Source organism: Gemmobacter sp., from assembly GCF_016792925.1.
Taxonomy (GTDB): domain Bacteria; phylum Pseudomonadota; class Alphaproteobacteria; order Rhodobacterales; family Rhodobacteraceae; genus Gemmobacter.
In genome coordinates, this window is sequence record NZ_JAEULU010000249.1 from 1 (window position 1) to 11,700 (window position 11,700).

Genomic DNA, 11,700 nt, shown 5'->3' on the forward strand with positions numbered 1-11,700 from the left:
ATGGCCAATAAGGTTCTGGTGGCCAGCGCCGGGGGGCTGTCTGCCCCCCCTTGCGCGCAAGGGCGCGCAATTCCCCCCCGAGGATATTTGCGCCAAGATGAAATGGGGGCGGGTATATGATCCGGTTGGAGAAACGGCCCAATCCGTCGGTATTCTGGAGCCGGGCGACGCCCTTGATGGCGGTGGCGCTGACCATGGTGGCGGGCGGGCTGATGTTTGCCGCCCTTGGCAAGAACCCGTTCGAGGCGCTGCGCGCGATCTTCTGGGAGCCGCTGTTTGGCGAATTTGCCTTTTACTTCCGGGGGCAATTGCTGGTGAAGGCGGGGCCGCTGATCCTGATTGCGATCGGGTTGAGCCTCGGGTTCCGGGCAGGCATCTGGAATATCGGCGCCGAGGGGCAGTATATCATCGGCGCGATTTGCGGCGCGGCTGTGGGGTTGGCGGTGTTTCCGACCGAAAGCCGCTGGATTTTTCCGGTCATGGTGGTGGCGGGCGCTTTGGGCGGCTGGGTCTGGGCGATGATTCCGGCGATCTTGAAGACGCGGTTCAACACCAATGAGATTCTGGTGTCGCTGATGCTGGTTTATGTGGCGGAAACCGTGCTGGCCATGGCCTCGACCGGGTTCTTGAAGAACCCCGAGGGCATGGGCTTTCCGGGCAGCCGCAATTTCAGCGGCTATCCGGCGGCGCAGAATGCCAATCTGGTGGAGGCTTTGGGCCTGCATTGGGGCGGCGTGACGGCGATGTTTGCGGTGGTGGCGGCCTATGTGCTGCTTCAGCGGCATATGCTGGGCTTTCAGATCAAGCTGTCGGGGCAGGCGCCGCGCGCGGCGCGCTTTGCGGGAGTGGCGCCGGAGCGGCTGGTCTGGCTGTGCATGGGCGTGGCGGGCGCGCTGGCGGGCATGGCGGGGCTGTTCGAGGTGACGGGCCCGGCCGGGCAGATCAGCATTGATTTCAATGTGGGTTATGGGTTTACCGCGATCATCGTGGCCTTTCTGGGCCGGTTGAACCCGCTGGGCATTCTGCTGGCGGGGCTGCTCATGGCGCTGACCTATGTGGGCGGCGATCTGGCAGCGCAGAATTTGGGCATGCCTGCCGCGGCGATCAAGGCTTTTCAGGGGATGCTGTTGTTCTTCCTGCTGGCCTGCGAAGTGCTGACCAATTTCCGCATCCGCTGGATGAGGGGGGTGCGGGAATGACGCGGGCGCAGACGAATGGGCTGGCCTTGGGGCTGGCGCTGGCTGCTGTGGCCTTGGGCTATCTGGTGCCGCTGGTCGGGCCGATCCTGGCGGGCTGTCTGCTTCTGATCGTGATGGCGGCCATGCTCGGAGATGCCGGGCCGATGGCGGAACTGGTGTTTCGGCCGTTTCAGGCGTTGGCGCGCTGGCTGGCGCGCCCCGGTGAGGGGCGGTGGTTGCGCCGGGCGCCTGTATGCGGGCTGCTGGCGGGGGCCATCGGGCGCTGGATGACGGGATCTGGGATGGGCGCGGGGAGCTGAGACATGGCGGAGGGGAGCAAGCCGATGGGCAAAGCGGAGGTGCGGGTGTGATGGGTGGCATTGATCCGGCCCTGTTGATTGCGGCGCTGCTGACGGCCTCGGTGCCGATCCTGCTGGCTTCGGTGGGCGAATTGGTGGTGGAGCGGTCTGGCGTGCTGAACCTCGGGGTCGAGGGGATGATGATCATCGGCGCGATCTGCGGTTTCATCACGGCGGTGGAGACCGGCAGCCCCCTGGCGGGGTTCCTCGGCGGGGCGGCGGGCGGGGCGGTGCTGAGCCTGCTGTTCGCGGTGCTGGTGCTGGTGATGCAGGCCAATCAGGTGGCCTCGGGGCTGGCGCTGACGCTGTTTGGCCTGGGGCTTTCGTCGCTGATCGGGCAGAATTATGTGGGGATCAAGCCGCCCTTGACCGGCGCCGTGCCTTTCGGACCGCTGGCGGATATTCCCTTTTTCGGCAAGGTGTTCTTCTCGCATGACCTGCTGGTTTACCTGTCGGTCGTGCTGGTGGCGGCGGTTTGGGCTTTCCTCAAGTTCACGCGCGGCGGGCTGATCCTGCGCGCGGTGGGCGAAAGCCATGAGGCCGCCCATGCGCTTGGCTACAAGGTGTTGCGCATCCGGCTGATGGCGATTGCCTTTGGCGGCGCGATGGCGGGGCTCGGCGGCGCCTATCTCAGCCTTGTGCGGGTGCCGCAATGGGTGGACGGCATCACGGCGGGCGCGGGCTGGATCGCGCTGGCGATTGTGGTTTTCGCCAGCTGGCAGCCCTGGCGGGCGCTGCTGGGGGCCTGGCTCTTTGGCGGGATTTCGGTGTTGCAGCTGAACTTGCAGGTGGCCGAGGTCGGCATTCCGGTCGAGTATCTGTCGATGTCGCCCTATCTGATCACGATTGTCGTGCTGGTCATCATGTCCTCGGGCAAGGGCCGGGCCAGCTTTGCGGCGCCCGCCTGTCTGGGGCAGAATTTTCACGCCGCAAGGTGACGTAGCGGCAGCCTTCGCAGGCAGCGCGGTGACGCGTTGCCAAAGTCACGGCGGCAGACCAATCTGGCGCCATATAACCGGGGCGAGGCCCCTACAGGGAGAATGCGCATGATCCGCAGAACACTTCTGGCCAGCGCGGCCATCGGTCTTTCGATGCTGGCCGGTGGCATGGCCATGGCGCAGGACAAGACCAAGGCCTGCTTTGTCTATGTCGGCCCGATCGGCGATCTGGGCTGGAGCTATCAGCACCATCAGGGCGCGCTGGCAGTGCAGGAGAAATATGGCGACAAGGTTGAGGTGCAGTGGCAGGAGAGCGTGCCGGAAGGCGCCGATGCCGAGCGCGTGCTGACCCAGATGGCACTGGGCGGCTGCGACATCATCTTCACCACCTCGTTCGGCTATATGGACGCGACCAATGCGGTGGCGAAAAAGTTCCCGAATGTGAAGTTTGAACATGCGACCGGCTTCAAGCGCGAGTCGCCGAATGTGGCGATCTACAACGCCCGTTTCTATGAGGGCCGCGCGATCCAGGGCCATATCGCGGGCAAGATGACCAAGACGAACAAGATCGGCTATATCGGGTCTTTCCCGATCCCCGAGGTCATCATGGGCATCAACAGCTATTACCTGCATGCCAAGAAGGCCAATCCGAATGTGGAGCTGAGCGTGGTCTGGGCCTTCACCTGGTTCGACCCGGCGAAAGAGGCCGATGCGGCCAAGGCGCTGATTGATCAGGGCGTGGATGTGATCGCGGCGCATACCGACAGCACCGCCCCGCTGGCCGAGGCCGCCAAGACCGAGGGCAAGGTGATCGGCTTTGGTCAGGCCTCGGACATGGCGGATTACAAGCCCAGCCCGCGCGTCTCGTCGATCATCGACAATTGGGCGCCTTACTATGTGGCGCGCGTGGGGCAGGTGCTGGATGGCAGCTGGACCTCGACCGATACCTGGGCGGGCATCAAGGATGGCGAAGTGGAGATCGGCGAGATCACCGAGGCGGTTCCGGCGGATGTGAAGGCCGAGGCCGAGGCGCTGCGCGATTCCATCGCGGCGGGCACCTATCACCCCTTCACCGGCCCGATCAAGAAACAGGATGGCAGCGACTGGCTGGCCGAGGGCGCGACCGCGCCGGATGGCGACCTGCTGGGCATGAACTTCTATGTCGAGGGCATCACCGGCGAAATTCCGAAGTGATCTTTGCCGCCGCAAGGCAATGGGAAGGCCCGCCGTTCTGGCGGGCCTTTTGCATTTGCACGGCAGAGGCCACATCGCCCCTGGCCGTCGTCGCGCTGTCGCGAATGGGCAAGATGCGGCGCCTCCGCAGGTCTAGCCTGCGGCCATGACACAGGATTTCATCATCATCGGGGCCGGGATCGCCGGTCTTTCGGCCGCGGCAGAGCTGGCTGCCTTGGGGCGCGTGCTGGTGCTGGAGGCGGAGGCGGCGCCTGCGCATCATGCCTCGGGGCGTTCGGCGGCGCTGTATGAGCCGCGCTATGGGTTGCCGCCGGTGGTGGAGCTGTCGCTGGCCTCGGAGGCCGCGTTCCGCGCCATGCCGGGCATGCTGAAACCGCGCGGCCTGATGATCCTTGCCCGCGCCGATCAGCGCGCGGCCTTCGAGGCCGATCTGGCAGGGTTTCAGTTGCAAGAGGTCTCGCTGGCGGTGGCGCAGGCGCGGGTGCCGATCCTCAACCCCGCGACGGTGGCCTTTGCCGCCATGGCCGATCACGCCTGGGATATTGACACCGATCTGCTTATTCAAAGCCATATCAAGCGCTTGCGGGCGCAGGGCGGTGAGGTTCTGTGCCGCGCGCCGGTCAGCGCCATCACCCGTGAGGCCGGGCAATGGCAGGTGCAGACGCCGCAAGGCACCTTTGCCGCGCCGCTGCTGGTGAATGCGGCGGGGGCCTGGGCCGACCGGGTGGCGGCGCTGGCCGGGGTGGCGCCGCTGGGCCTCACGCCCTATCGCCGCTCCATGGCGCGGCTTCCGGCGCCGGGCGGGCATGATGTGTCGGGCTGGCCGATGATCTTTGGCTGCGGCGAAAGCTGGTATGCCAAGCCCGATGCCGGCGCCCTGATCGTCTCGCCCGCCGAGGAGGACAGGCAAGACCCCCATGACGCTTGGGCCGATGACATGGTGCTGGCCGAGGGCCTCGCGCGCTATGAGGAGATGGTGACCGAGCCGGTGACGCGGCTGATCGCCAATTGGGCGGGCCTGCGCACCTTCGCGCCCGACCGGGTGCTGGTGATCGGGCCGGATGTGGCGCAGCCATCCTTCTTCTGGCTGGCGGGGCAGGGCGGCTATGGCTTTCAGACCTCGCCCGCTGCCGCCGGGTTGCTGGCCGATCTGCTGGCGGGGCGGGCGCCCGCCCTCGGGCCAGCGCTGGCGGCGCGGCTGTCACCCCGGCGCTTTGCCCGCGCCTGACCCCGGCGGATTTCACCGGGGCGACCGGATTCCGGGGTGACATTTCGCGCGGTCTTCGGCAACGATGGCGGAAGATTGTTTCCCCTGAGGTTCCGATGCGCTTTTCCACCTTTGCCCTGCTTGCCTCTGTCGCCGTGCTGACGGCCTGTGGAGGGGGCGGCAGGTCTGTCGATCGCGGGGCCGCACCCGTGGCGGCGGGCGCGGTGGTGGCGCCGAATTTCGACGATGCCGACCCGCATCCCGAAACGGCGGTGGCCCGCAGCCGCCATCCGGTGCATGGCATTGACGTGGCGCGCTTCCAGACCTCGGTGGATTGGCGGGCGGCGCGGGCCAATGGGGTGAATTTCGCCTTCATCAAGGCCACCGAGGGCGGCGACCGGGTGGATGAGATGTTCCAGAGCCATTGGCGCGGTGCGGCGGCGGCGGGGGTGCGGCGCGGCGCCTATCATTTCTTCTACCATTGCCGCGCGCCCGAGGAACAGGCGCGCTGGTTCTTCCGGAATGTGCCGCGCCGCTCGGGCGATCTGCCGCCGGTGATCGACATGGAATGGACGCCCGACAGCCCGACCTGCACCATCCGCCGCCCCGCCGCTGAGATCCGCGCCGATGCGGCGGTGCTGATCGCCATGTTCACCGAGCATTATGGCACGGCGCCGGTGCTGTATACGACGGTGGATTTCTACGAAGACAACCAGATGTGGAAGCTGGGCGGCACCGATTTCTGGCTGCGTTCCGTGGCCGCGCATCCGGGCGAGCGTTATCCGGGGCAACATTGGGCCTTTTGGCAATATACCTCGACCGGGTTGATCCCCGGCATCGCGGGCGAGGTGGACATCAATGTCTTCTCGGGCGGCGAGGCGGCCTGGGCCGAATGGCTGGCCCGGCGCGCCCAGCCCTGAGGCATCAGGGAAAGCGCTCTCCGGCCAGGGGCGGCAGCATGTCGCCCGAGACGAGCGCGGTCAGCAGGCGGCGCATTCCCGGCAGGCGCGACAGCGGCGCCAGCAGGTGATCGCGCAGCGGCGGCAGGCTGCGGCTGCCGGATTGATACATCGGCGTGAAGGCCGCGCTCATGCCCTGATAGGCGCGGATATGCCAGCGGCGCATGGCGGCATAGGTGGGCAGCGGGTCTTCGCCCTCCAGCGCCAGCGCCAGCGCGAGGGCATCGAGCAGCGCCATATTCGCCCCCTGCCCAAGCTGCGGGCTGGCGCGGTGGGCGGCATCGCCGATCTGCACCAGCGCGGGGGCATGGGGGCGGCGCAGCGTGCCATGAGCATAGCGCGCCGGGGTGAATTGCCCCAGATCGGTGACGACGCGGGTGAAGGGCTCGGCCTCGGGCCACAGCGCACGGGCCTGCGCCTGCCAGGCGGCGAGGCCTGCGGCGCGGAAGCTCTCGAACTGCGCCACCGGCAATGACCAGAACAGCGCCGCCAGCCTTGGCCCGCCGGGCTGCATCTGCCCGATGGGCAGCACGCCCATCATCTGCGCCGCCCCGCGATAGCGCTGGCGCAGCTGATCGGTCGGCAGGGGGCTGTCTTCGGGCCAGGGCAGGCTGGCCCAGACGGCGCCATAAGACAGCGGGCGGGCCTTGAGGGCCGACAGGGCCGAACCCGCGCCCGAGGCATCCACCACCAGATCGAAGGGGCCAAGCTGGCGGCCATCGGCCAGGATCAGGCGGCGCTGCGCCCCCTCCAGTGGCGCGGCCTGCACCGTGGCATCGGTAACCACCGGCACGCCTGCCGCCAGCGCGGCCTGCCAGAGGCAGGAAAACAGCGCGGCCCGGTGCAGCGCGAGGCCCGGCGCCTGCGGGCGATAGCTGACATCCAGCACCGGGATCCGCCGCCCGCCGGCATGGCCCAGCATCCGGGCAATGGGCGCGCCAAGCGCGCGGGCGCTGTCGCCTGCGCCGATGCGGTCCAGCACGGCCAGACCAACCGGCTGGATCACCAGACCCGAGCCGACCGGGCCGGGGGCGTGAAACCGCTCGACCAGCGTCACATCGCGCCCCGCCCTTGCGGCCAGTGCGGCAAAGGCCAGCCCGCCCATCCCTGCGCCCACCACGGCAATCTTCATACGGACCTCCTGCTGTCGGCCCCCAGAAGGATCGCAATCACGCGGCTTTGCCAAGCCCGAAAGGCTGGACCCGGCGCAGCCCCTTGCGTATAAGGCCCGCATGATGACCCTGATCGCGCTCATCCATCGAATTACCGTCCCGGCGTGCTGACAAGCCGCCGGGTTACGCATTCTGCTTGCGGCCCCGTGGCGGGCCGCCTTTTTCCGATCTCTCCGAGGACTGCCCGAGATGTGCGCCGACACGCCTGAAACCGATCCGAAATATCCTGTTTTCCTGCCCGAAACCGCCTTTCCAATGCGCGCGGGCCTGCCGCAGCGCGAGCCGGGCTGGCTGGCCCGCTGGGCCGAGATCGGGGTTTATGACCGGCTGCGCGAGAAGGCCGCCCAGACCAAGGGTGGCCGCAAGCCCTTCACGCTGCATGACGGCCCTCCTTACGCCAACGGCCATCTGCATATCGGCCACGCGCTGAACAAGATCCTCAAGGATTTCATCGTGCGCAGCCAGCAGATGCTGGGCCATGACGCGCGCTATGTGCCGGGCTGGGATTGCCACGGCCTGCCGATCGAATGGAAGATCGAAGAGCAATACCGCGCCAAGGGCCTGAACAAGGATGATGTGGATGTGGTGGCCTTCCGTCAGGAATGCCGCAAATTCGCCGAAGGCTGGGTGGATATCCAGCGCGAGGAGTTCAAGCGCCTCGGTGTCGCGGGCAATTGGGCCAACCCTTACCTGACGATGGATTTCCACGCCGAGGCGGTGATCGCCGAGGAGTTCATGAAATTCCTCATGAACGGCACGCTCTATCAGGGCTCGAAACCCGTGATGTGGTCGCCGGTGGAAAAGACCGCCCTGGCCGAAGCCGAGGTCGAGTATCACGATCATACCAGCCATATGGTTTGGGTGCGCTTTCGCGTGGCCCCTTTGCAAACCTTTGTCTCAGATGATGCAAAAGTTGCGGCTATCGCGGCACAATATCTGTCAAATGCCTCGGTGGTGATCTGGACCACGACGCCCTGGACCATCCCGCAGAACCGCGCGGTGGCTTTCAACCCGGCCATTGCCTATGGCGCGTACCGCGTGGATTCGGTGGCCGAGAATGCCACGGCGCAAGTGGGCGAAGTGCTGGTGCTGGCCGACAAGCTGGCCGAGGGCGTGATGGCCTCGGCCAAGGTGACGGGCTTTACCCGCGTGGCGGATATGCCGACCAGCGCCTTTGACGGCGTGGTGTTGGCCCACCCCTATGCGGGCATCGAAGGCGGCAAAGGCGAGTGGGATTACCCCGTGCCGATGCTGCCGGGCGATCATGTGACCGATGACGCGGGCACCGGCTTTGTGCATACCGCGCCAAGCCACGGCGATGACGACTATCAGCTGGGGCTCAGGTGGAACCTCAAGATGACCTATAACGTCGAGGCTGACGGCTCCTATCGTGCCGATCTGCCGCTGTTCGCGGGCCAGCACATCATCACGCCCGAGGGCAAGGAGGGCCCGGCCAATGTCAGCAATATCAAGGCGTTGCACGGGGCGGGGGCGCTGTTTGCCAAGGGCAAGCTGAAACATTCCTACCCGCATTCGTGGCGCTCCAAGGCGCCGGTGATCTATCGCAACACGCCGCAATGGTTTGCCGCGATTGATGCCAAGATCGAGGACGGCCAGGGCACCTATGGCGATACGATCCGCCAACGTGCGCTGCATTCGATCAACCAGCTGGTGCAGTTCACGCCCGTCTCGGGCCGCAACCGCCTGCATTCGATGATCGAAGCGCGGCCCGATTGGGTGCTGTCGCGCCAGCGCGCCTGGGGCGTGCCGCTGACCTGCTTTACCAAGAAGGGCGCGCGGCCCACGGATGCCGATTTCCTGCTGCGCAACGCAGAGGTGAATGCCCGCATCGCGGCGGCCTTCGAGGCCGAGGGCGCCGATGTCTGGTATGTGCAAGGTTTCAAGGAAAAGGTGCTGCAAGGCATCGTCGATCCGGCGGATTATGAACAGGTCTTTGACGTGCTGGATGTGTGGTTCGACTCTGGCTCGACCCATGCTTTCGTGCTGCGCGACCGGGCTGATGGCACCGAGGATGGCTTGGCCGACCTTTACCTTGAAGGCACCGACCAGCATCGCGGTTGGTTCCATTCCTCGATGCTGCAAGCCTGCGGCACCAAGGGCCGCGCGCCCTATCGCGGCGTGCTGACCCATGGCTTCACGCTGGACGAGAAGGGCATGAAAATGTCCAAATCGCTGGGCAATACGGTCGCGCCGCAGCAGGTGATCGACGAATACGGCGCCGATATTCTGCGGCTGTGGGTGGCGACCTCGGATTACACGGTCGATCTGCGCATCGGGAAGGAGATCCTGAAAGGCGTGGCCGACAGCTATCGCCGGCTGCGCAATTCGATGCGCTATATTCTGGGCAATCTGGCGGGCTTCACCGAGGCTGAGCGTCTGGCCCCGGCCGAGATGCCGGAGCTGGAGCAATGGGTGCTGCACCGTCTGGCCGAGCTGGATACCGAGGTGCGCAAGGGCTATGCCGCCTATGATTTCCAGGGCGTGTTCCAGAAGCTGTTCACCTTCTGCACGGTCGATCTGTCCTCGGTCTATTTCGACATCCGCAAGGATGTGTTGTATTGCGACGCGCCCGAAAGCCTGCGCCGCCGCGCCGCCCGCACGGTGCTGGACATCCTGTTCCACCGGCTGACCTCCTGGCTGGCGCCGATCCTGGTGTTCACCATGGAGGAGGTCTGGCTTGAGCGTTTCCCCGCGGAGGGCTCGTCGATCCATCTGACCGATTTCCCTGACACGCCGAAGGATTGGCTGAATGAGCCGCTGGCCGCGAAATGGGCGCAGGTGCGGCAGGCGCGGCGCGTGGTGACGGCAGCGCTGGAGGTGCAGCGCAGCGCCAAGGTGATCGGCGCCAGCCTTGAGGCCGCGCCGGTGGTGCATGTGGAAGATGCGGCGATGCGGGCCGCGCTGAAATCGGTGGATTTCGCGCAGGTCTGCATCACCAGCGCCATTCAGGTGACGGCAGACCCGGCCCCCGCCGAGGCCTTCCGCCTGCCGGAACAGCCCGGTGTGGCCGTGGTGTTCGAGATGGCGGAGGGCGAGAAATGCGCCCGCTGCTGGCAGATCCTGCCCGATGTCGGCACGCATAGCCACGCCCAGACCTGCGCCCGCTGCGACGAGGCCCTGGGCTGAGGCCGCCAGCCACGCGAGACCAGAAGGGCCGGGATTTCCCGGCCCTTTGCTTTGCGCGCGGGCTTTGTGCCGGGCTGGCAAACGGCCGCAATCCTGCGCGCATGGCGCGAAACCGCAAGGTTCAACCTGCCGGATCGTCTATCACAAACAAGGGGATGAATGGTGCTGCAAGAGAGGATTGAACTCTCGACCTCTCCCTTACCAAGAAGCGGGCCGCCAGTTTCTCCCGGTATCCGGTGGGCTCCGCGCATAGCCTAAACCCCTTTATTTGTAGGCACTTGGACGCTATACTCGTCTCCGGTGGCGTAGGCCGGTTAAGCCGAATAGCCCGCCATTCCGTTACCCCGCCGTTACCCCGGAGCCTGCGATGAAGAAGAAGCTGACGGAAGTTGCCGTCCAGAAGCTCGCACCCGAGGCGGGCAAGCGGATCGAGGTTTTCGACACTCTGACCCCGGGCCTCGCGCTGCGCATCACCGAGGCCGGGAAGAAAAGCTAGTCGGTGATGTATCGTGTCGCGGGCCGGGGCGATGCGGGGAACCGGGGCGCGCTGCGCCGGATGACGCTGGGCGCCTATCCCCTGATCGACCTGAAGGCCGCGCGCGAGAAGGCCCGGGCTGCCATCGACCTTGCCGACCGGGGCGACGATCCCGCCGACCAGCGCAAGGACGAGCTTCGCCAGAAGGGCGAGCGGGTGTTCGAGGTGATCTGCGCCCGGTTCATCGAGCTTCACGCCAAGGCCCACACGGTGAAGTGGCGCGACACCGAATGGCTGCTGAACACCTATGTCGTGCCGGAATGGAAGTCGAAGCCCATCGACACGCTGGACCGGGCGACGGCGCACGAGCTTCTGGACGAGGTTGCGATGGAACACGGGACGGGTGCGGCGCGTGAGGTTCGGAAGCACATCACCAAATTCTTCAACTGGGCCGTGGACCGGGGCCTCCTGACCGCCAGCCCTGTCACCGGGATGCGCCGCCCGGAACTGGGCTATGTCGCCCGCGAACGGGTGCTGACGATGGACGAGCTTCGGGCGATCTGGGATGCGGCGGGCAAGATAGGCTACCCCTTCGGCCCGATGGTGCGGCTGCTGATCCTGACGGCGCAGCGCCGAGCTGAGGTTGCGAACCTTGAACGCGGCTGGCTCCTGACCGGCCAGCAGGCATTCGAGGTCCCGGCCAGCCACTACAAGACCGACCGCCCGCAGGTGGTGCCGCTGTCTGCCCCTGCGAACGCGATTGTCGAGGCCCTGCCGCAGACCAGCGGCGACTTCCTCCTCTCGACCACGGCAGGCAAGGTGCCCGTCTCCGGCTTCTCGAAGGCAAAGGCCCGGATCGACAAGCTGTCGAAGGTCGAAGGCTGGACCCTGCACGACCTGCGCCGATCTGCCGCCACCCATATGGCGCGCCTCGGCATCCCGCAGGAACACATCGAAAGGGTGCTGGGCCACGCGATTGAGGGGGTGGCGGGGACATATAACCGCTACTCCTACCTGGACGAAAAGCGGGCGGCGCTGGAGACTTGGGGGGCGCTATGGGCGTGAAGGATT

The 11,700-nt window shown here is 66.2% G+C and carries 10 protein-coding genes; 9 read left to right on the top strand and 1 reads right to left on the bottom strand.

What is annotated here, in order from left to right:
- Positions 1 to 116: 116 nt before the first annotated feature.
- The 6 genes from JNN06_RS11830 (at position 117) to JNN06_RS11855 (ending at position 5,796) form a co-directional block, all read left to right on the top strand.
- The gene (locus JNN06_RS11830) at positions 117 to 1,199 is read left to right on the top strand and encodes an ABC transporter permease (RefSeq protein ID WP_291239796.1); all 1,083 of its coding nucleotides are present in this window, start codon (positions 117 to 119) and stop codon (positions 1,197 to 1,199) included.
- Positions 1,196 to 1,498, top strand: coding sequence for a hypothetical protein (locus JNN06_RS11835; RefSeq protein WP_291239797.1), 303 nt, complete (start codon positions 1,196 to 1,198; stop codon positions 1,496 to 1,498). Before JNN06_RS11830 ends, JNN06_RS11835 begins: the two co-directional genes overlap by 4 nt.
- A 50-nt stretch (positions 1,499 to 1,548) precedes the next feature.
- Complete coding sequence (locus tag JNN06_RS11840) at positions 1,549 to 2,475, top strand: ABC transporter permease (protein WP_291239798.1); 927 nt, start codon at positions 1,549 to 1,551, stop codon at positions 2,473 to 2,475.
- A gap of 108 nt (positions 2,476 to 2,583) precedes the next feature.
- Positions 2,584 to 3,669 (top strand): BMP family ABC transporter substrate-binding protein, encoded by a 1,086-nt coding sequence (locus tag JNN06_RS11845; protein WP_291239799.1) that lies wholly within the window; start codon positions 2,584 to 2,586, stop codon positions 3,667 to 3,669.
- A gap of 145 nt (positions 3,670 to 3,814) precedes the next feature.
- Entirely contained in the window at positions 3,815 to 4,897 is a 1,083-nt protein-coding gene (locus tag JNN06_RS11850) for an FAD-binding oxidoreductase (protein WP_291239800.1), read from the top strand.
- Between the two features lie 95 nt (positions 4,898 to 4,992).
- Entirely contained in the window at positions 4,993 to 5,796 is an 804-nt protein-coding gene (locus JNN06_RS11855) for a GH25 family lysozyme (RefSeq protein WP_291239801.1), read from the top strand.
- 4 nt (positions 5,797 to 5,800) lie between these two features.
- Here the strand turns inward: JNN06_RS11855 and JNN06_RS11860 are convergent, their stop codons facing one another.
- Entirely contained in the window at positions 5,801 to 6,967 is a 1,167-nt protein-coding gene (locus tag JNN06_RS11860; protein ID WP_291239802.1) for an NAD(P)/FAD-dependent oxidoreductase, read from the bottom strand.
- A gap of 229 nt (positions 6,968 to 7,196) precedes the next feature.
- Between JNN06_RS11860 and ileS the strand changes: the two genes are divergently transcribed.
- From ileS to JNN06_RS11875, 3 genes are all read left to right on the top strand, one after another.
- Positions 7,197 to 10,154, top strand: coding sequence for an isoleucine--tRNA ligase (gene ileS / locus JNN06_RS11865; protein WP_291239803.1), 2,958 nt, complete (start codon positions 7,197 to 7,199; stop codon positions 10,152 to 10,154).
- Positions 10,155 to 10,521: 367 nt separating this feature from the next.
- Complete coding sequence (locus tag JNN06_RS11870; RefSeq protein ID WP_291239804.1) at positions 10,522 to 10,650, top strand: hypothetical protein; 129 nt, start codon at positions 10,522 to 10,524, stop codon at positions 10,648 to 10,650.
- Positions 10,651 to 10,656: 6 nt separating this feature from the next.
- Entirely contained in the window at positions 10,657 to 11,694 is a 1,038-nt protein-coding gene (locus JNN06_RS11875) for a site-specific integrase (protein WP_291239805.1), read from the top strand.
- Positions 11,695 to 11,700 lie beyond the last annotated feature (6 nt).

Bases quoted from the DNA above. Each gene is read 5' to 3' on its own strand.
- JNN06_RS11860 (WP_291239802.1), bottom strand. From the start codon at position 6,967: ATGAAGATTGCCGTGGTGGGCGCAGGGATGGGCGGGCTGGCCTTTGCC.
- JNN06_RS11840 (WP_291239798.1), top strand. From the start codon at position 1,549: ATGGGTGGCATTGATCCGGCCCTGTTGATTGCGGCGCTGCTGACGGCC.
- JNN06_RS11855 (WP_291239801.1), top strand. From the start codon at position 4,993: ATGCGCTTTTCCACCTTTGCCCTGCTTGCCTCTGTCGCCGTGCTGACG.
- JNN06_RS11830 (WP_291239796.1), top strand. From the start codon at position 117: ATGATCCGGTTGGAGAAACGGCCCAATCCGTCGGTATTCTGGAGCCGG.
- ileS (WP_291239803.1), top strand. From the start codon at position 7,197: ATGTGCGCCGACACGCCTGAAACCGATCCGAAATATCCTGTTTTCCTG.
- JNN06_RS11845 (WP_291239799.1), top strand. From the start codon at position 2,584: ATGATCCGCAGAACACTTCTGGCCAGCGCGGCCATCGGTCTTTCGATG.
- JNN06_RS11850 (WP_291239800.1), top strand. From the start codon at position 3,815: ATGACACAGGATTTCATCATCATCGGGGCCGGGATCGCCGGTCTTTCG.
- JNN06_RS11870 (WP_291239804.1), top strand. From the start codon at position 10,522: ATGAAGAAGAAGCTGACGGAAGTTGCCGTCCAGAAGCTCGCACCCGAG.
- JNN06_RS11875 (WP_291239805.1), top strand. From the start codon at position 10,657: ATGTATCGTGTCGCGGGCCGGGGCGATGCGGGGAACCGGGGCGCGCTG.
- JNN06_RS11835 (WP_291239797.1), top strand. From the start codon at position 1,196: ATGACGCGGGCGCAGACGAATGGGCTGGCCTTGGGGCTGGCGCTGGCT.